Source organism: Type-D symbiont of Plautia stali, from assembly GCF_001485335.1.
GTDB lineage: Bacteria > Pseudomonadota > Gammaproteobacteria > Enterobacterales > Enterobacteriaceae > Pantoea > Pantoea vagans_C.
In genome coordinates this window covers 21,300-41,815 of record NZ_BBOC01000039.1, presented here as the reverse complement: position 1 = coordinate 41,815, position 20,516 = coordinate 21,300, and the positions used below count along the sequence as shown (strand labels likewise).

Genomic DNA, 20,516 nt, shown 5'->3' with positions numbered 1-20,516 from the left:
AATCTCCTTAATCAGTACAGGGAGTGCGTATTGCTCTCAATGTGTTCTTTGGTGATACGGCCAAACATCTTGTAGTAGCACCAGGAGGTGTACGCCAGAATGATGGGAACAAAGATGATGGCAGCGAAGGTCATCACTTTCAGTGTTAACAGGCTAGAGGTGGCATCCCACATGGTCAGGCTGGTGCCCGGCACGGTGCTGGAAGGCATGATGAATGGGAACATCGCAATGCCCGCCGTCATGATCACGCAAGCCAGTGTCAGTGAAGAGAAGATAAACGCCCATGCGCCCTTCTCCATCCGCGAACAAAGAACGGTTAACAGTGGCAGCACCACACCTAACACAGGGAACAACCACAGTATTGGCGTCTGCTCAAAGTTCACCAGCCAGGCACCGGCTTCACGCACCACTTCTTTACCCAACGGGTTGGATGCAGCATGGTGATCAATGACGCTTTTCACCACATAGCCATCAATGCCGTATTTCACCCACACGCCCGCTAACACGAAGCACACCATCATCACCAACGCGCTGATTTGCGCGGTGCCGCGTGAGCGCAGGTGGAGATCACCGGTGGTACGCATCTGTAGATAGGTTGCACCTTGCGTCAAAATCATCGCGACGCTGATCACGCCCGCCAGGAGACCGAACGGATTCAGTAACTGGAAGAAGTTACCGGTGTAGAACAGACGCAAGTACTCATCCGCATGGAAAGGAACCCCTTGCAGCAAGTTGCCAAACGCCACGCCAATCACCAGCGGCGGCACAAAGCTGCCGATGAAGATGCCCCAGTCCCAGGTGTTGCGCCAGCGCAAATCTTCAATCTTCGAGCGATAATCAAAACCCACCGGACGGAAGAACAGGGATGCCAGCACCAGAATCATCGCCACATAGAAGCCGGAAAACGCGGCGGCATATACCATCGGCCATGCAGCAAACAGCGCACCGCCGGCGGTGATTAGCCATACCTGGTTGCCGTCCCAGTGCGGGGCGATACTGTTAATCATGATGCGACGTTCTGTGTCGGTGCGACCCAGAATGCGCGTTAGCATGCCCACGCCCATATCAAAGCCATCCGTCACGGCGAAGCCAATCAGCAGCACGCCAATCAGCAGCCACCAGACAAAGCGCAATACTTCGTAATCAAACATGGTCGCTCTCCTTATCCACGTGCTGGCTGAGTGGCCGCTTTCACGGTCTCATGATGGTAGCGGCCGGTCTTCAGGCTGCTTGGACCCAGGCGGGCAAATTTGAACATCAGGTACATTTCCGCCACCAGGAAAATCGTGTAGAGACCGCAGATCAGGATCATCGAGAACAGCAGATCGCCCACGGTCAGTGAAGAGTTCGCCACCGCAGTCGGCAGCACTTCACCAATCGCCCACGGCTGACGGCCGTATTCAGCAACGAACCAACCCGATTCGATGGCGATCCACGGCAGCGGAATACCATACAGTGCTGCTTTAAGTAGCCAGCGGCTCTTACCAATACGGTTACGAATCACACTCAGGAATGACAGGGCGATAATGCCCAGCAGCAGTACGCCACACAGCACCATAATGCGGAAGGCGAAGTAGAGCGGCGCAACGCGAGGGATTGAGTCCTGTGTTGCTTTCTGAATCTGTGCTTCGGTGGCGTTCGCCACGTCCGGGGTATAACGCTTCAGCAGCAAGCCGTAGCCCAGATCCTGTTTACTGGCTTCAAATTCAGTACGAACCGCAGGATCTTTGCTGCCCGCGCGCAGTTCATTCAGCAACGCATACGCTTTCATGCCGTTGCGAATACGCACTTCATGTTGTGACAGCAGATCTTTCAGCCCGGTGACCGGCGTATCCACGGAACGTGTGGCGATCAGGCCCAGTAAATACGGGATCTGAATCGCATACTTGTTCTCTTGTGAATCCTGATCCGGGATACCAAACAGCGTGAACGCAGCCGGTGCCGGTTGCGTTTCCCACTCCGCTTCAATGGCGGCCAGCTTGGTTTTTTGCACGTCACCCATTTCGTAACCGGACTCATCACCCAGCACGATCACAGACAGAATCGCCGCCATACCGAAGCTGGCGGCAATACCGAATGAACGCTTGGCAAAGGCCACATCACGACCTTTGAGCAGATACCAGGCACTGATACCCAGCACAAACATCGCCCCGGCGGTATAGCCCGCCGCCACGGTGTGAACGAACTTCACCTGCGCAACCGGGTTAAGCACCAGCTCGGAGAAGCTCACCATCTCCATACGCATCGTTTCGAAATTGAACTCAGAGGCAATTGGGTTTTGCATCCAGCCGTTCGCCACCAAAATCCACAGTGCAGACATGTTGGAACCGAGCGCCACCAGCCAGGTCACGGCCAGGTGCTGGACTTTACCGAGACGATCCCAGCCAAAGAAGAACAAGCCAACAAAGGTGGATTCGAGGAAGAACGCCATCAGGCCTTCGATGGCCAGCGGCGCACCAAAGATATCGCCGACGTAGTGTGAATAGTATGACCAGTTGGTCCCGAACTGAAATTCCATGGTCAGACCGGTTGCCACACCCAGCGCAAAGTTGATCCCAAACAACTTGCCCCAGAATTTGGTCATATCTTTATAAATTTGTTTCCCCGTCAGGACATATACGGTTTCCATGATCGCCAACAAAAACGCCATACCCAGCGTTAAAGGGACGAACAGGAAATGGTACATCGCCGTCAGGGCAAACTGTAAACGCGACAGCTCGACAATATCTAACATGATGACTCCTTGCTCCTCGCATGAATTTACTCTGCGGCTGACAACGGTAAACAGCGAACATTGACGTGCAGAATAAGATCCAGGAACGACTGATTATTGATTCCAGTTTTATTACTGACAGAACAGAGAAATCTGTAGCCCGAAATGAAAGAGTAACAGGGGTGAAAATTCCCCGAAAACCGATCGCTTCAGTCTTTGTCGAGCAGGAGAGTGATGAGTGGAGGCGACAGAATTGCGCTAGCAACGCCTGACACAAACTCCTGAAAAATGACGATTAAGACTGAATTGATGCAGCGCAATTTATACCGTTTGCCGTGCATGAAGCCAGCAGTAAAGTTTGTTATATCTCGCGTTTTATTGATCTGGATTAACACAATAATTTTCCAGATGTGTAGTGTTAGAGTCGTTGTTAATTAGTTGTCATAAACGGGTGATGTAATTAAGAAAATAATTACTTTTCCCGCATTTTATTAACCTTCATACGAGATGTAGTGCGTTAATTTCTCTTCAGAAATCACGCCTTTTTTCCTTTCTTTACTTAACCAACACCGTAAGCATAGCCGCGGATTTTCAACCCGTTGCCTTTTTTCCCCTGCTTTTTGCGTGGCTAAGCTGCGCACATCTCTTCAGACATAAAAAAGGCCACCCGAAGGTGGCCTCTTGGCATCACAACGTGATGGCTTATTTGATTGGCAGAACCGCTTTAACCGCGTCACCAATGTCAGCCAGGCTGCGCACGGTTTTCACACCGGCAGCTTCCAGCGCAGCGAACTTCTCATCCGCTGTGCCTTTACCACCGGCAATGATGGCGCCTGCGTGACCCATACGTTTGCCTTTCGGTGCAGTCACACCCGCGATGTAGCCAACAACTGGCTTGGTCACGTGCTCTTTGATGAAGGCAGCAGCTTCTTCTTCTGCGCTACCACCGATCTCACCGATCATCACGATCACTTCAGTCTGTGGATCGTCCTGGAACATTTTCAGGATATCGATGAAGTTAGAGCCTGGGATCGGGTCACCACCGATACCGACGCAGGTTGACTGGCCGTAGCCGATGTCAGTGGTCTGCTTAACCGCTTCATAGGTCAGGGTGCCTGAACGTGACACGATACCTACGCGGCCTGGCTGGTGAATGTGACCTGGCATGATACCGATCTTACATTCGCCTGGGGTGATCACACCTGGGCAGTTCGGGCCGATCATGCGCACGCCAGCTTCATCCAGCTTCACTTTCACGGTCAGCATATCCAGTGTCGGGATACCTTCGGTGATGGTGATGATCAGTTTGATGCCTGCGTCGATCGCTTCCAGGATACCGTCTTTGCAGAAAGGTGCTGGAACGTAAATCACGGTCGCAGTCGCGCCGGTGGCTTCTACCGCTTCACGCACGGTGTTAAAGACTGGCAGACCCAGATGCGTGGTGCCGCCTTTGCCTGGCGTTACACCGCCAACCAGCTGCGTACCATAGGCCAAAGCCTGCTCAGAGTGGAAAGTCCCCTGGCCGCCAGTGAAACCCTGGCAGATGACTTTGGTGTTTTTGTCGATAAGAATGGACATTATTTACCCTCCGCGGCAGCAACAACACGCTGCGCTGCGTCTGTCAGGCTGGTTGCTGCAATGATGTTCAGACCGCTGTCGGCCAGTTTCTTCGCGCCCAGCTCGGCGTTGTTACCTTCCAGACGTACCACGACTGGCACGTTCACACCCACTTCTGCCACAGCACCGATGATGCCGTCTGCGATCAGGTCGCAACGCACGATGCCGCCGAAGATGTTAACGAAAACCGCTTTAACGGCATCGTCAGACAGGATGATTTTGAAGGCTTCGGTCACGCGCTCTTTGGTTGCGCCGCCACCCACATCGAGGAAGTTAGCAGGCTGACCACCGTGGTGTTTCACGATGTCCATGGTGCCCATCGCCAGACCGGCGCCGTTCACCATACAGCCGATGTTGCCATCCAGCGCAACGTAGTTCAGTTCCCACTGCGTTGCGTGTGCTTCACGTGGATCTTCCTGGCTTGGATCGCGCATTTCACGCAGCTCAGGCTGACGGAACAGGGCGTTACCGTCTGCGCCCAGTTTGCCATCGAGGCAGATCAGGTCTCCCTGCTTGGTGATCACCAGCGGGTTGATCTCAACCATCGCCAGGTCGCGCTCCAGGAACATGGTCGCCAGACCCATGAAGATTTTGGTGAACTGGCTGACTTGCTTACCAGACAGACCCAGTTTGAACGCCAACTCACGGCCTTGATAAGGCTGTGGACCTGCCAGCGGATCCAACGCCATTTTGTGGATCAGGTGCGGGGTTTCTTCCGCCACTTTCTCAATTTCCACGCCGCCTTCAGTTGAAGCCATGAAGATCACGCGACGGGTAGCACGGTCAACAACCGCACCCAGATACAGCTCCTGATCGATGTCAGTCGCGGCTTCAACCAGAATCTGGTTGACTGGCTGACCATCAGCATCAGTTTGGTAGGTCACCAGACGCTTGCCCAACCAATGCTCAGCAAATGCACGGATATCTTCCTTGCTGTTCACCACTTTCACGCCGCCCGCTTTACCGCGGCCACCGGCATGAACCTGACATTTTACTACCCACGGGCCCGCACCAATTTTAGAGGCGGCTTCTTCTGCTTCACGTGGCGTAGCGCAGGCGTAACCAGTAGGAGCTGGCATGCCATAGCGAGCAAACAGCTGCTTCGCCTGGTATTCATGTAAGTTCATGATGTTCTATCCATTCAGATATGAGTTTGGGCGCACTTAAATGCAGTGCGCCCGGCGAAAATTAGACATCCAGCAGCAGACGCGCCGGATCTTCCAGCATCTCTTTGACCGCGACCAGGTAGCCAACGGATTCACGACCATCAATCAGACGGTGGTCATAAGAGAGCGCCAGATACATCATTGGCAGGATAACCACCTGACCATTAACCGCCATTGGGCGCTCTTTGATCGCGTGCATACCCAGGATGGCGCTCTGCGGTGGGTTGATGATCGGCGTTGACATCAGGGAACCGAACACACCACCGTTGGTGATGGTGAAGTTACCGCCAGTCAGCTCTTCAACTGTCAGCTTGCCGTCACGGCCTTTCACTGCCAGTTCTTTAATTTTCTTCTCGATGTCCGCCATGCTCAGCGCGTCAACATCTTTCAGTACTGGGGTCACCAGACCGCGCGGGGTTGAAACCGCGATGCTGACGTCGAAGTAGTTGTGGTAAACCACATCTTCGCCATCGATAGACGCATTCACTTCTGGGAAGCGTTTCAGTGCTTCAACCACCGCTTTGATGTAGAAGGACATGAAGCCCAGACGCACACCGTGACGTTTCTCAAACGCGTCGCCGTACTGCTTACGCAGATCCATGATCGGCTTCATGTTGATTTCGTTGAAGGTGGTCAGCATCGCGGTGCTGTTTTTCGCTTCCAGCAGACGCTCCGCCACACGCTTACGCAGACGCGTCATTGGCACGCGCTTCTCGCTGCGGTTAGCCACAGCAGCCTGCGGTGCAGCAGCAGCAGGAGCCGCTTTCGCGCCATCCGCTTTCTTCGCCACGTGTTTTTCTACGTCTTCGCGGGTCAAACGGCCGCCGACGCCGGTGCCTTTAATCTGGCTCGCGTCGAGGTTGTTTTCCGCAATCAGGCGGCGAACCGCTGGGCTCAGCGCATCGTTGCTCTCTTCTTCCAGAGAAGCGGTCTTACGCTGTTCTGGGGTGGCTTCTTTGCTCTCTACTTTCGCAGAGGTCTCTTTACCACCGCTGTTGCCTTCAACCAGGCGACCCAGCAGCTGACGCGAGGTAACGGTCGCGCCTTCATCTTCCAACACAGCTTCCAGTACGCCGTCTGCTGAAGCAGGCACTTCCAGCACAACTTTGTCGGTTTCAATCTCAACCAGTACTTCATCGCGACTCACTGCGTCGCCGGGTTTTTTGTGCCAGGTTGCAACCGTTGCGTCCGCTACGGATTCAGGCAAATCGGGAACCAGAATTTCTACGCTACTCATTTTCTTTCCTTTTAATTAACCAAGGTTCAGCGCGTCGTTAACCAGGTCTTGCTGCTGTTGTTGATGTACGGACATGTAGCCCACGGCTGGTGAAGCAGAAGCCGGACGACCTGCATAACGCAGTGACGCACCGAATGGAACCACTTCGCAGAAATGATGCTGACTGCAATACCATGCGCCCTGATTCAGTGGCTCTTCCTGACACCAGACGAAATCCTGCACATGTGCATAATTTTTCAGAACGTCCTGCACCACTTTGTGCGGGAACGGATAGAGCTGCTCGATACGCACGATGGCCACATCGGTCTGCTCATTCTTGCGACGCTGTTCCAGCAGATCGTAATAAACCTTACCGGAACACATCACGACGCGTTTCACCTGTTTCGGATCCAGATCGTCGATCTCGCCAATCGCCGGTTGGAAAGCACCGTTAGCCAGTTCTTCCAGAGTGGAGACCGCCAGCGGGTGGCGCAGCAGCGATTTCGGTGACATCACAATCAGTGGACGACGCATACCGCGCAGCGCCTGGCGACGCAGCATGTGGTAAACCTGCGCAGGCGTTGAAGGCACGCACACCTGCATATTCTGTTCAGCACAGAGTTGCAGATAACGTTCCAGACGTGCAGAGGAGTGCTCTGGGCCCTGGCCTTCATAGCCATGCGGCAGCAGCATCACCAGGCCACACATACGGCCCCACTTCTGTTCGCCGGAGCTAATGAACTGGTCAATAACCACCTGTGCACCGTTGGCGAAGTCGCCGAACTGCGCTTCCCAAATGGTCAGCACACGCGGCTCTGCCGTGGCATAACCGTATTCAAAGGCCAGTACTGCTTCTTCAGACAGTACGGAGTCCCAGACTTTGAACTGCCCCTGACCATTATGGATATGGTGCAGCGGCGTATAGGTTGAGCCGTTGGTCTGGTTGTGAATCACCGCATGACGGTGGAAGAAGGTTCCACGACCGGAGTCTTCGCCTGACAGACGAACCGGGATGCCTTCATCGACCAGCGTTGCATACGCCAGGTTCTCAGCGCCGCCCCAGTCAAACAGCTTGTTGCCTTCCGCCATCTCTTTACGATCGTTGTAGATCTTAGCGACACGCGACTGCACTTCAACCGCTTCCGGAATGCTACTGATGCGACGTGCCAGTTCTTGCACACGCTTCAGTTCGACAGTTTCTGGATAGCTTTCGTCCCACTCGTGGTTCAGATACGGCGACCAGGTGAAGGAGTGCAGGCTCATCGGACGCCATTCTGGCACCACGCACTCGCCTTCATCCAACGCATCGCGGTACAGATTGACCAGCTCGGTGGCATCTTCCAGCGTTGCGACGCCTTCGCTTTCCAGCTGATCGGCATAGATTTTACGCGGCGTTGGGTGCTTTTTGATTTTCTGATACATCAGCGGCTGTGTTGCACTTGGCTCGTCCGCTTCGTTATGGCCGTGACGGCGATAACACACCAGATCGATGAACACATCGCGTTTGAAGGTATTACGGTAGTCCAGCGCCAGGCGCGTCACGAAGGCAACCGCTTCCGGGTCATCCGCGTTCACGTGGAAGATCGGGGCCAGAACCATTTTACCGATGTCAGTACAGTAAGGCGTTGAACGCGCATCTTTCGGGTTGGAGGTGGTAAAGCCAACCTGGTTGTTGATGACGATGCGAACGGTACCGCCCACTTCATAACCACGCGCCTGCGACATGTTCAGGGTTTCTTGCACCACACCCTGACCAATGACCGCGGCATCACCGTGGATGGTGATCGGCAGAACTTTGTTGCTGCTTGGCTCAGCCAGACGATCCAGACGCGCACGCACCGAGCCCATAACTACCGGGCTAACGATTTCAAGGTGCGACGGGTTGAACGCCAGCGCCAGGTGTACCAGGCCGCCTTCGGTTTCCACGTCAGATGAGAAGCCCATGTGGTACTTCACGTCACCGGTGCCGAGGTGCTCTTTGTGCTTGCCAGAAAATTCGTCGAACAGATCCTGCGGCTTTTTACCCAGTACGTTGATCAGCACGTTGAGACGGCCACGGTGCGCCATCCCCAGTACCACTTCACGGGTACCGCTTTTGCCCGCATGACGAATCATTTCACGCAGCATTGGCACCAGTGCATCACCACCTTCCAGCGAGAAGCGTTTCGCGCCAGGGAATTTTGCACCAAGGTATTTTTCCAGACCTTCTGCCGCAGTCAGCTCTTTCAGGAAACCTTTTTTCTCGTCGCTGCTGAAAGACGCATGGCCCACCACGGATTCAAGACGCTGCTGGATCCAGCGCTTCTCATCGGTGTTGTTGATGTGCATGTACTCTGCACCAATCGAGCCACAATAAGTCTGCTGCAGTGCCGCGAACAGATCAGCCAGCTTCATGGTCTTCTTTGCCGATGGCAAAAGAGCCTACGTTAAAGCTTTACCTGAAAATCGGCGTCGGTCAGGTCGTGATAAGCCGGATCGAGATCCGCCACGCGATCCTGTTTCCACAGGCCAAGCGGATCGAGGTTAGCGTGCTGATGGCCGCGGAAGCGGAACGCATTGATCAGCTGCAGCACTTTAACCTGTTTGGAATTGGTGGCCGGATCGGTGACTGAGGATGTGTAACGGGTCGCATCTTTTGCCAGGCGGCGGAAGTAATCACGCGTGGTGGAGTGAAATTGCTCAGGTTTCACGCCAGTGCCGGGCAGCTGTTGGAACAGCTCGCGCCACATTTCATCAACTGAGTCAGGATCGGTCAGGAAATCCTCATAGAGTTGCTCTATGTAGGATTGGTTCGCGCCGGCCAGCCAGGAGGAGTCCAGCCAGGGTTTCATCGCGCTGTTCTGCATTGTGATCCCTTAAGCATTAATCTGCTTTTTATGAGGTTTCATTTGTTGCCGCTTTCGCGGCTTGCCGTAGTGAGTTCAGCGATACGAACCTGTGCGCAAAAGCCGCCTGGCCCGTAAGGGAACCTTTATAAGCGTGGTCAGTACCGCGCTTATAGAGGCTTCCGTAAACTGCCGGGAACCTCAGTTCCCGGACAGTGACTTCTGTTTGTTACGCCCCGCGTTGCAGCAGCATCGATTTAATATGACCGATGGCACGCGTTGGGTTTAGTCCTTTTGGGCACACGCTCACACAGTTCATAATGCTGTGACAGCGGAATACACTGAAAGCATCGTTCATGTTGTCGAGACGCGCATCCGTTTCGGTATCGCGGCTGTCGATCAGGAAACGATACGCTGCCAGCAGGCCAGCCGGACCGATGAACTTGTCTGGGTTCCACCAGAATGATGGGCACGAGGTTGAGCAGCACGCACACAGAATACACTCGTACAAACCATCCAGATGCTCACGCTCTGCTGGGCTCTGCAGATGCTCGCGCGCTGGAGGATTTTCTCCATTATTCAACAAGAAAGGCTTAATCTTCTCATACTGCGCGTAGAATTGCCCCATATCTACCACCAGGTCGCGGATAACCGGCAGACCAGGCAGTGGACGGATAACAATTTTCTTGGTGCCGTTGCCCAGCGCCGAGACCGGTGTGATACAAGCCAGACCATTTTTGCCGTTCATATTCAGACCGTCTGAACCACACACGCCTTCACGGCATGAGCGACGGAAGGCCAGCGTTGGGTCCTTCTCTTTCAAACGGATCAGCGCGTCCAGCAGCATCATGTCGCGACCATCTTCGGATTCCAGGGTGTACTCCTGCATCCGCGGTTTGTCATCGACTTCCGGGTTGTAACGATAGATAGAAAATTCGAGTCTCATGATGATCTCCGCAATTAGTAGGTACGCGCTTTCGGCGGGAAGGCCGCACGCAGTTTCGGTTGCATGTTCACCTCACGGCGCGTCATGCTTTCCGTTTGCGGAACATAGAGGCTGTGGCACAGCCAGTTGGCATCATCACGTTCCGGGTAGTCGAAGCGGCTGTGAGCGCCACGGCTTTCGGTACGGAAGTTAGCGGCAACCGCAGTGGCGTAAGCGGTTTCCATCAGATTATCCAGCTCAAGGCATTCGATACGCTGCGTGTTGAAATCTGGCGAACGGTCATCAAGACGCGCTGACTTCAGACGCTCACGAATCACTTTCAGCTCTTCCAGACCTTCACGCATTGCGTCACCTTCACGGAACACCGAGAAGTTGTTCTGCATGCAGCGCTGCAACGCTTTGCGGATTTCAACCGGGTCTTCACCCGTGGTGTTGTTTTCCCAGCGATTGAAACGTGCCATGGCGGCATCGATGTTTTCCTGCGTGGCTTCACGCAGTTCGCCCTGCTCTTCAATACATTCCAGCAGATGCACACCGGCCGCACGACCGAATACCACCAGGTCCAGCAGTGAGTTACCGCCCAGACGGTTAGCGCCGTGTACCGATACGCAGGCGATTTCGCCTACAGCGAACAGGCCCGGAATCACTTCATCTTCGCCCTGCTCGTTCACGCGCAGCGCCTGACCGGTGACTTTGGTCGGCACGCCGCCCATCATGTAGTGACAGGTAGGGATAACCGGAATCGGCTCTTTAATCGGATCGACGTGAGCAAAGGTACGCGACAGTTCAAGGATACCCGGCAGGCGGGACTCCAGCACTTCAGCACCCAGATGGTCGAGTTTCAGCTTGATATGCGGGCCCCATGGACCATCGCAACCACGACCTTCACGAATTTCAACCATCATCGAACGGGCAACCACGTCACGACCGGCCAGATCTTTGGCGTTCGGCGCGTAACGTTCCATGAAACGTTCACCGTGTTTGTTCAGCAGATAACCACCCTCGCCGCGGCACCCTTCGGTAACCAACACGCCCGCACCGGCGATGCCGGTTGGGTGGAACTGCCACATTTCCATATCCTGCACGGGTACGCCCGCACGCAGCGCCATACCGACGCCGTCACCGGTGTTGATGTGAGCATTGGTGGTGGACTGATAAATACGACCCGCGCCGCCGGTTGCCAGGATAGTGGCCTTAGCTTTGAAGTAGACGGTTTCGCCAGTTTCCATGCAGATTGCGGTACAACCAACAATCGCACCGTCTTCGTTTTTCACCAGATCCAGCGCATACCACTCGGAGAAGATGGTGGTTTTGTTTTTCAGGTTCTGCTGATACAGGGTATGCAACAGTGCGTGGCCCGTACGGTCGGCTGCCGCAGCGGTACGCGCCGCCTGCTCACCGCCGAAGTTTTTCGACTGACCACCAAACGGACGCTGATACACGCGGCCGTCATCAAGACGTGAGAAAGGCAGACCCATGTGTTCCAGTTCCAGAATCGCTTCTGGACCGACGTGACACATATATTCGATCGCGTCCTGGTCACCGATGTAGTCGGAGCCTTTGACGGTGTCATACATATGCCATTCCCAGTTATCGTCATGGGTGTTACCCAGCGCAACGGTGATACCGCCCTGCGCAGATACGGTATGAGAACGGGTCGGGAAAACTTTGGATAACAGGGCACAGGTCTGGCCCGATTGGGAGATTTGCAGAGCCGCGCGCATTCCCGCGCCACCCGCGCCGATCACCACGGCATCAAATTCTCTGACTGGCAAACTCATTTACACACCCCACACAACAACAATTCCATAAACGGCGTACGACAACAGCGCGACCACAATCACAAACTGCAGCAGCAAACGGGTTGCTACCGGCTTAACGTAGTCGGTCAGGACCTGCCACATGCCAATCCAGCCGTGGACCAGGATCGAGAATAGCGTCAGTATCGTAAACACTTTGGTGAAGGCAGAAGCGAAGAAGCCATGCCAGTTGTCATAGGTCAGGGTGCCGGTCATCACCACAAAGCCAAGCAGGTAGATGATGTAGAGCGTCATTAAGATTGCAGCAGCACGCAGTAACAGCCAGTCATGAATACCGTTGCGTCCTAATGCAGAAGCATTGCTTACCATACGAGGACTCCAGCCAAAATTGAGAGCACGACAGTGATACCAAAAGCCGCTTGCGCGGAACGGGTTCCCACCTGCAGGGTTTCTTCCATAAAGCCAAAATCAGCCAGCATATGACGAATACCGCCCACGACGTGATACGCCAGTGCAGTCAGGATGCCCCACATGATGAATTTGGCGAAGAAGCTGTCCATGATGGACGCCGCTTGCTGGAAGCCTTCAGGAGAAGAGAGAGAGAGACCCAGTAACCAGAGCAGTATTCCGAGAGCGACAAAGGTAATCACGCCGGAGACGCGGTGGAGAATGGACGATATTGCAGTAACGGGAAACCGGATCGTCGAGAGATCCAAGTTAACAGGTCTTTGTTTTTTCACGGTTTTGCCCACACAGCTCTTTTTTATTTTGCTTCCTCCGGACCTGAGTCGCATCAGAGCACAGCGCGTGTTCAGACTGCAACCGCCACCAAAATAGCAACATCCAGTGTTATGTGACGCGGGTAAAACGCTGGGTGGCTCCTGGTGTCAGGGTATTCCGGAGACCTGGCCGCAGTATAGGAGGATCACATTCTGATTACAATTCCCCTACAATCTCTTTGGTCACATTTAAGCTGAACAGTGATCACCCTCACGAATTTCACAATTCATACATTTTTAATTATCTGATTTGACAAAAGATCAACATTTCAGTTACAAACAAACGCATTAAAGCCCTATGATGCACAAAAGTTATGGGGATACACTTTCCCCTAAGCTCAAGTTATGTAACATTGCCATTACGAGCAACACAAAGCATCAGGTTATTGGTTACCAAGAAGTTATGTCGTGACAGGATCTTTAACATCCGCGCTGTTCAGCATGTCATGCCCGAACGCCACCGACTGGCCCTAACGCATCTTTAGCTCTGTAACCCTGCACGACAAACGTTACCGCAGAGTGATACTGTGAAGATTGTGGTTTTACACAACATGAAGGCTATTCTGGTGTCTAAGATCCTTACCTACTAAGGCGCTATGGAGACGAAAAATGACAGATAAAAAAGTGACGCTAACCCTACAAGATAACGCTTCCGTTGAACTGGATGTGATGCAAGGTACGCTGGGACAAGATGTTGTTGATGTCCGCGCCTTGGGCTCACATGGCCTGTTCACTTTTGATCCCGGCTTTACCTCTACTGCGTCATGCGAATCTAAAATCACCTTTATCGACGGTGATGAAGGCATTCTGTTACACCGCGGATTCCCGATTTCTGAGCTGGCAACCCACTCCAACTATCTCGAAGTGTGTTACATCCTGCTGAATGGTGAAGCCCCGACCCAAGCCCAGTTCGAAGAGTTCCGCACCACCGTTACCCGCCACACCATGATTCACGAACAAATCACCCGACTGTTCCATGGCTTCCGCCGCGATTCGCATCCAATGGCAGTGATGTGTGGCGTAACAGGCGCGTTGGCCGCGTTTTATCACGACTCCTTAGACGTTAATATTGAACGTCACCGCGAAATCGCCGCTTTCCGTCTGTTGTCGAAAATGCCGACCATGGCAGCCATGTGTTACAAATATTCCATCGGTCAGCCGTTTGTGTATCCACGCAACGACTTGTCCTATGCTGGTAACTTCCTGCACATGATGTTCGCTACACCATGTGAAGAGTACAAAGTGAATCCGGTACTGGAACGCGCGATGGACCGTATTCTGATCCTGCACGCCGACCATGAGCAGAACGCCTCCACCTCCACTGTGCGTACCGCCGGTTCTTCTGGTGCGAACCCGTTTGCCTGTATCGCGGCCGGTATTGCTTCCCTGTGGGGACCGGCTCACGGCGGCGCCAACGAAGCCACCCTGCGCATGCTGGAAGAGATCAGCACTGTGGATCACATCCCAGAGTTCGTGCGTCGAGCGAAAGACAAAAACGATTCATTCCGCCTGATGGGCTTTGGTCACCGTGTTTATAAAAACTATGACCCGCGCGCCACTGTGATGCGTGAAACCTGTCACGAAGTGCTGAACGAATTGGGCATGAAAGATGATCTGCTGGAAGTGGCGATGGAGCTGGAACACATTGCGCTGAACGACCCGTACTTCATCGAACGTAAACTCTATCCAAACGTCGATTTCTACTCTGGCATTATTCTGAAAGCGATGGGCATTCCGTCTTCCATGTTTACCGTGATCTTCGCGATGGCGCGTACCGTGGGTTGGATTGCACACTGGAAAGAGATGCACGACGAAGGCATGAAGATTGCGCGTCCACGTCAGCTGTATACCGGTTACACCGAGCGTCCATTCACTTCGGCGCTGAAGAAATAAAACAGAGGGCGGGTTATCCCGCCCTTTTCATTTCTGGCATCCCGGACACCAGTAGAACGGTCGCGATGACAGCACGCCCTTCTCGATGAGAGTGCCACAACGCCGACATTTCTTGCCCTGGCGATGAAACACTTCAAAACGAAATGCCGCCTCTTCGTGATATTTCTTCATACTGCCACGCATCTGATACGACAAACGCGGTACTGCCAGCGTCGCTTCACTTAACGCATTGAGCTGCACTTCAGTCAGATCTTGCGCACGATGGGACGCTAACAAGCCCGCGTGCCATAAAATCTCCACGCGCAGATAATTACCCAAGCCAGCCAAAAATGCCTGATCGAGTAACAGGCCGCTAAACTGACGACGACGAAAACGCGGCGACAGCAATCGCTCGCGCACTTCCTCCACAGTCAGGCTGGCGTCAAGCACATCGGGTCCGACCCGCTGCAGGAAAGGATGTGCACCTAAAGTATCCGCGTTGAGCAGTTCAATATCGGAGGCGCTGTACAGCAGGATGGTTTGGTCGGCGTTCGCCAGGCGCACGCGCAGTTGCCGCGAGGTATTGGGTTCGGTTCCCGTGGGCACCACGCGCCAGACACCATAGAGTTGGTTATGGCTGTAAAGAATTAAGCCGTTAGAAAAGTGCGTCAGCAGCGCTTTGCCGCGCGTCTCGAAGGCGTTGATGGTTTCCCCCATCAGCGCCGGTTCGTAGGTTTTCAGCTCAGGAAAGGCAAACCACACATCAGTCAGCGGTTTGCCCACCATTGCCGCGGCCAATTGATCCGCCGCACGGCGGATCTCCGGTCCCTCAGGCATCACATCTCCTGTTAGTGCGTTGCGCCACCAACGACACGAATGTCCTGCTCAGTGCTCAAGATCACCTGCAGTGCGGTTTCCAGTGCCAGAATCACGCTGGCGGTTGCCATGCTCGCCACACCGGGATGGTTCACCGCCTGCTCTGGCATATAGGGGATATGGATAAATCCCCCCCGCGCCGGGCTATGGGTGGTCTGCAACCAGTGCAGCAAACTGTACATCACGTTATTACAGGTGAAGGTCCCCGCCGTTTGCGACACCGAAGCCGGCACGCCGACTTCGCGCAGTGCCGCCACAATCGCCTTAATGGGCAACGTGGAGAAGTAAGCGGCTGGACCATCTGCCACAATAGGCTGGTCGATCGGTTGCTGCCGATCGTTGTCAGGAATACGCGCGTCATTCACGTTAATCGCCACGCGTTCAACGGTAATATCGCTGCGTCCTCCCGCCTGCCCCACGCACAGCACGCGGTCTGGCTGAATCTCTTCCAGCGCCTGGGTTAGCACTTTGCCACAGCTGGCAAACACCACTGGCAACTGGCGCACAACAATGCGCGCACCCGCGATTTCTTTGCCATCAAAACTGCGTACGGCTTCCCACGAAGGGTTAATGCTTTCACCGCCAAAGGGTTCAAAGGCGGTCATCAACACGGTTTTCATTACGGCCTCACAGGAACATCAGGAAGTAGAGCAGGAACACGTTTACCACCAACAGTAGCACACCGGTGGGCACCTGAGCCTTGATCACTGCATTACGGTCCGGCAGTTCTAACAAGCGAGCAGGCACGATGTTGAAGTTAGCCGCCATTGGCGTCATCAACGTGCCGCAGTAGCCAGAGAACATGCCAATCGCCGCCATCACCGCCGGATTACCCCCATGCTGCAACACCAGAATCGGAATCCCAATCCCCGCAGTGACAATCGGGAAAGCCGCAAAGGCATTGCCCATCACCATGGTCAACAGCGCCATACCAATCGCATACACGGCTACCGCAATCAGACGGTTATCTACCGCCAGATACTGTTCGGTGAGATGGGAAATGGCCGTGCCCACGCCGGCGCTGGTGAACAGCAGACCCAAGGTGGCGAGGATCTGCGGCAAAATAAAGGCCCAGCCCACGGCATCCAGTAAGCGACGCGTTTCCTGAATCGACTGCAGCGGTTTTTCGTGGGTGAACTTCAAGGCAATTAACCAGCCCAGCACACAGCCCACCATCATCGAGAACAGCGTCACCAACGTAGAGTGGTTGCCAGGACCGAACACTGCATCCTGCAAGCCGGGAATATTGTTAAACGCCAGTACGCCAATCACCGTAACCACGGGAATTGCCAGCGCAGGCAGGAACAGTTTGTTACGCAGACGCCCGGCGCTTTCCTGTTTCTGCTTATCACTGCGCTGATGATAGCTGCCAAGGCGCACGCCTCCGAAGCCAGCAATCAGCGCCATCAGTACCACGGCCACACCTACGCCGATGTGTAACCAACGCTTACCCAGCGCGGCATCACCCGCCCACTGTCCCATCAATTGGTAAGCACCATCACCGAGCAGGAAAATCAGGCCATACAGCGCCCAGAATAGTCCGGTGGTAAAACGGCGTGGGTTGGCGCTGTCACGCCAGGAGAGCACCGCCACCACCAGCAGGATGACACCCGCCAGCCACATCAAATATTGTTGCTGAAACATTATTGCCCTCCTTTAGCGTTCAGTGCCTGCTGATTCAGTGCGCCTAATTCACGCGCAAGCTGACGGTCAAGCCGCACTAAACGTGCTGAGTGGATGAGGAAGGCGCAGAGCGCGGTAGGAATGCCCCACAAGGCGATATGCAACGGTTCGGTGCTGATGCCCGCCGACTCCTGCATAAAGTTGTGCATGAAGATAATGGCACCAAAGGCAACAAAGATATCCTCACCAAAAAACAGACCGACGTTATCGGTGGCAGCCGACATGGCTCGCAGACGATGGCGCACTTCATCGGGCACTTCGCCGTAACGATTTTCAGTGGCCCCTTCTGCCATCGGCGCTAACAGAGGACGCACCATCTGTGGATGGCCGCCAAGGCTGGTTAATCCCAGTGCCGCGGTGATTTCACGCACGAACAGGTAGACGATCAGCAAACGGCCAGCCGTTGCGGTTTTGATCTGCGCGATCCAGGTTTGCGCACGCTCTTTCAGACCATGGCGCTCCAGCAAGCCGATAACCGCCAGCGGCAGTAACAAAATCAGCGGCAGGTTACGGGTGTTCAGGAAGCCGGAACCCAACTTTTCCAGAATGTCCGCCAGCGGCAGATGTGCCGCCAGTCCCGTGACAAAACCGGCGACAATCACCACCAGCACCGGGTTAAAACGCAATACGAACCCCAGCACGATAGTGGCAATGCCGAGTAACGGCCAGAGATTGACCACATTATCCATTGTTTACCCTCATCAGAAAATAAAAAGCCCGACAAGCTGCTGCCGGGCGGGTGAATCATTGTTATGCGCTGGTGACAGTGATTTGATGTGCCGTAAATGCCGCACGCAGCGTACGCGCGAATTGCAGTGCGTGCGCGCCATCGCCGTGCAGACAAACGGTTTCTGCATTGACCTTCACCCACTCACCGCTGATGCTCTGCACCTGGCGCTGTTGCACCATGGCCAGCGTCTGCGCCAGAGCCAGATCGGCCTCTTCGATCATCGCCCCTGCCTGGCTACGCGGCACTAATGCCCCGCTCGCCAGATAGCCGCGATCGGCAAACACTTCCTCGCGCGTGCGCAAGCCATGATGCGCAGCGGCCGCGATGGAGGCACTCCCTGCCAGACCGACCAGAATTAATGTGGGATCAACCGCTTTAACGGCGCACGCAATCGCATCCGCCAGCTGAGCATCTCCGGCTGCCTGGTTGTAAAGCATGCCATGTGGCTTCACATGCACCAGACGTTCGCCTTCACTTTCAGTGATACTTTTCAGTGCACCAATTTGATAAATCATCTGGGCATACACCGTTTCCGGCGGGAGATGCATGGCGGTACGTCCAAAGTTTTCCCGATCTGGGAAGCTGGGATGTGCGCCAATCGCTACACCGCTGGCTTTAGCCCAGCGCACCGACTGCAGCATGGTTTGCGCATCACCTGCGTGGAAACCGCAGGCGATGTTGGCAGAGCTGACCAGCGTCAGCAGTTCCTGATCGCTGGCGCTGCCTTCACCGAGATCGGCATTGAGATCAATCTTCATGAGCAAGCCCCCAGGCTATTTGATCGAAGGAGCGCTGTTGATGCTGCTTCGCCAGCAGGGCTTCTTCCAGGGTGCAATGGATAAAGTGGATGGGTTCACCGAGGCGAATTTGCGCCAGTTGGTAGAGGTCAGCTTCGATTACGCAGGCAATACGCGGATAACCGCCCGTGGTTTGCGCATCGGCCATCAGCACAATAGGCTGGCCATTCGGTGGCACCTGCACCACGCCAGGCACTAATCCGTGAGAGAGCAAATCACGCGTGGCTTTGCGCTGTAGCTGCCGTCCCTGTAAGCGATAGCCCATACGATTACTCTGCGGGCTGAGCTTCCACGGGCTGCGCCAGAATCCTTCCTGCGCTTCACGTGTGAACTCGCTGTATTCTGGGCCCGGTAAAGCGCGGATGCGGTTGCCCCAAAGCAATTGGCGCACACCGGCTTTTGCCTTGAAAGTACGCGTGGCTTTCCCTAACGGCAGTTGATCACCATCTTGCAGTTTTCGCCCCTGCCATCCCCCAAAGCCGGCTTTGAGATCGGTACTGTGCGAACCCAGCATGGCATCTGTGGCAAAACCGCCATTCACCGCCAGATAGCTGCGCATCCCGCGCACCGGCATCGCCAGAGACAGCACCTGCCCTTTTTTCACCGGCAAGCGCCAGCCGGTCCATACCGGTTTGCCGTCGAGGTCGGCGTTACAGCCCGCACCGGTCAGTGCGAACCAGCCGTCACGCTTGAACTCGGCTTTAAACTGACCCAGCACGATTTCCAGCACCGCGCTCTCTTCCGGGTTGCCCACCAGCATATTGGCGGTGCGCATCGACGGCTGGTCGAGTGCGCCACTCACGCTGATGCCATACTGCCGCCAGCCACTGCGCCCCTGATCCTGAATCGAGGTCATCAATCCGGCTCGTAAAATGTTTAACATACGCCCTCCTGCTGCGGTACAAAGCGCACGCTGTCGCCAGGACGCAGCAACGTTGGCGGATGTTGTAAAGGATCGAACAAGCTGAGCTGGGTCTGACCAATCAACTGCCAGCCACCCGGTGCGGCCAGAGGATAGATGCCGGTCTGGCTGCCACCAATACCCACCGAACCACGGGGAACTTGCACCCGAGGCTCAGCGCGACGAGGCGTGTGCAGCCGCTCGTCCAGGCCGCCCAGGTAGGGGAAACCCGGCTGGAAGCCGATGAAATACACCACGTAGTCTGTGCTACTGTGCAGTTCAACCACCTGCTTTGGCGTCATACTGGCGCCCTCGGCCACTACCTGCAGGTCGGGGCCACCGACGCCACCGTACACCACTGGGATCTCAACCCGACGTGATTCAGGAATCTGCTCTTCGCTCTCTTCCCACCAGCGCTGTAAACGCTCGATGGCATCCAGCGCATTCAGCTGAGGATCGCGCAGCAGCAGCGTCAGGTTGTTCATCCCCGGAATCACTTCCTGCACCTGATCATTGTGCTGCAGCCTTTGGCATAATCCCCAAATGCGCTGCTGACTGGTCAACGAAATCGGCGGTTCCAGTTCCAACACCACCGCCCGTTCACCAAGCAGATAACAACGTGCTCGTTGCAAAAC

17 protein-coding genes and 1 pseudogene are annotated in these 20,516 nt (G+C 54.9%); 1 reads left to right on the top strand and 17 read right to left on the bottom strand.

Annotation, left to right across the window (positions count from 1 at the left end; genetic code table 11):
• Positions 1–11 precede the first annotated feature (11 nt).
• From cydB to sdhC, 10 genes and pseudogenes are all read right to left on the bottom strand, one after another.
• Positions 12–1,151, bottom strand: coding sequence for a cytochrome d ubiquinol oxidase subunit II (gene cydB, locus PSSD_RS13790; protein ID WP_058972622.1), 1,140 nt, complete (start codon positions 1,149–1,151; stop codon positions 12–14).
• 11 nt (positions 1,152–1,162) lie between these two features.
• Complete coding sequence (gene cydA / locus PSSD_RS13785) at positions 1,163–2,734, bottom strand: cytochrome ubiquinol oxidase subunit I (protein ID WP_058972621.1); 1,572 nt, start codon at positions 2,732–2,734, stop codon at positions 1,163–1,165.
• Between the two features lie 681 nt (positions 2,735–3,415).
• A complete protein-coding gene (gene sucD / locus PSSD_RS13775; protein ID WP_034829155.1) occupies positions 3,416–4,291 on the bottom strand; it encodes a succinate--CoA ligase subunit alpha in 876 nt (291 codons plus the stop codon).
• A complete protein-coding gene (gene sucC, locus PSSD_RS13770) occupies positions 4,291–5,457 on the bottom strand; it encodes an ADP-forming succinate--CoA ligase subunit beta (protein ID WP_034829153.1) in 1,167 nt (388 codons plus the stop codon). The genes sucD and sucC overlap by 1 nt, the downstream gene beginning before the upstream one ends.
• Positions 5,458–5,518: 61 nt before the next feature.
• Positions 5,519–6,733 (bottom strand): 2-oxoglutarate dehydrogenase complex dihydrolipoyllysine-residue succinyltransferase, encoded by a 1,215-nt coding sequence (odhB, locus tag PSSD_RS13765; protein ID WP_039330434.1) that lies wholly within the window; start codon positions 6,731–6,733, stop codon positions 5,519–5,521.
• Between the two features lie 15 nt (positions 6,734–6,748).
• Positions 6,749–9,558, bottom strand: a pseudogene (sucA, locus tag PSSD_RS13760) (2-oxoglutarate dehydrogenase E1 component).
• Positions 9,559–9,766: 208 nt separating this feature from the next.
• Positions 9,767–10,483 carry a succinate dehydrogenase iron-sulfur subunit gene (locus tag PSSD_RS13755; RefSeq protein WP_039330437.1) on the bottom strand — a complete coding sequence of 239 codons (717 nt, stop codon included), beginning with the start codon at positions 10,481–10,483 and terminating at the stop codon, positions 9,767–9,769.
• A gap of 14 nt (positions 10,484–10,497) precedes the next feature.
• The gene (sdhA, locus tag PSSD_RS13750; RefSeq protein ID WP_039330439.1) at positions 10,498–12,264 is read right to left on the bottom strand and encodes a succinate dehydrogenase flavoprotein subunit; all 1,767 of its coding nucleotides are present in this window, start codon (positions 12,262–12,264) and stop codon (positions 10,498–10,500) included.
• Complete coding sequence (gene sdhD / locus PSSD_RS13745) at positions 12,265–12,612, bottom strand: succinate dehydrogenase membrane anchor subunit (protein WP_039330441.1); 348 nt, start codon at positions 12,610–12,612, stop codon at positions 12,265–12,267.
• Positions 12,606–13,037 carry a succinate dehydrogenase cytochrome b556 subunit gene (gene sdhC, locus PSSD_RS13740; RefSeq protein ID WP_176505733.1) on the bottom strand — a complete coding sequence of 144 codons (432 nt, stop codon included), beginning with the start codon at positions 13,035–13,037 and terminating at the stop codon, positions 12,606–12,608. The genes sdhD and sdhC overlap by 7 nt, the downstream gene beginning before the upstream one ends.
• Positions 13,038–13,631: 594 nt before the next feature.
• Here sdhC and PSSD_RS13735 point away from each other — a divergent pair.
• Positions 13,632–14,915, top strand: a complete 1,284-nt coding sequence (locus PSSD_RS13735; protein ID WP_039330443.1) for a citrate synthase — start codon at positions 13,632–13,634, stop codon at positions 14,913–14,915.
• A 27-nt stretch (positions 14,916–14,942) separates the two neighbouring features.
• Here PSSD_RS13735 and nei read toward each other — a convergent pair whose 3' ends face one another.
• From nei to pxpB, 7 genes are all read right to left on the bottom strand, one after another.
• A complete protein-coding gene (gene nei, locus PSSD_RS13730) occupies positions 14,943–15,731 on the bottom strand; it encodes an endonuclease VIII (protein WP_058972619.1) in 789 nt (262 codons plus the stop codon).
• A gap of 11 nt (positions 15,732–15,742) precedes the next feature.
• Entirely contained in the window at positions 15,743–16,390 is a 648-nt protein-coding gene (gene pcp / locus PSSD_RS13725; RefSeq protein WP_039330446.1) for a pyroglutamyl-peptidase I, read from the bottom strand.
• Positions 16,391–16,397: 7 nt separating this feature from the next.
• The gene (locus tag PSSD_RS13720) at positions 16,398–17,414 is read right to left on the bottom strand and encodes a DUF979 domain-containing protein (RefSeq protein ID WP_058972618.1); all 1,017 of its coding nucleotides are present in this window, start codon (positions 17,412–17,414) and stop codon (positions 16,398–16,400) included.
• Entirely contained in the window at positions 17,414–18,142 is a 729-nt protein-coding gene (locus tag PSSD_RS13715; protein ID WP_058972617.1) for a DUF969 domain-containing protein, read from the bottom strand. The genes PSSD_RS13720 and PSSD_RS13715 overlap by 1 nt, the downstream gene beginning before the upstream one ends.
• 61 nt (positions 18,143–18,203) lie before the next feature.
• Positions 18,204–18,941 (bottom strand): 5-oxoprolinase subunit PxpA, encoded by a 738-nt coding sequence (gene pxpA, locus PSSD_RS13710; RefSeq protein ID WP_058972616.1) that lies wholly within the window; start codon positions 18,939–18,941, stop codon positions 18,204–18,206.
• Entirely contained in the window at positions 18,931–19,863 is a 933-nt protein-coding gene (gene pxpC / locus PSSD_RS13705; RefSeq protein WP_058972615.1) for a 5-oxoprolinase subunit PxpC, read from the bottom strand. The genes pxpA and pxpC overlap by 11 nt, the downstream gene beginning before the upstream one ends.
• Positions 19,857–20,513, bottom strand: a complete 657-nt coding sequence (pxpB, locus tag PSSD_RS13700) for a 5-oxoprolinase subunit PxpB (protein WP_039330455.1) — start codon at positions 20,511–20,513, stop codon at positions 19,857–19,859. Before pxpB ends, pxpC begins: the two co-directional genes overlap by 7 nt.
• Between the last annotated feature and the right edge of the window lie 3 nt (positions 20,514–20,516).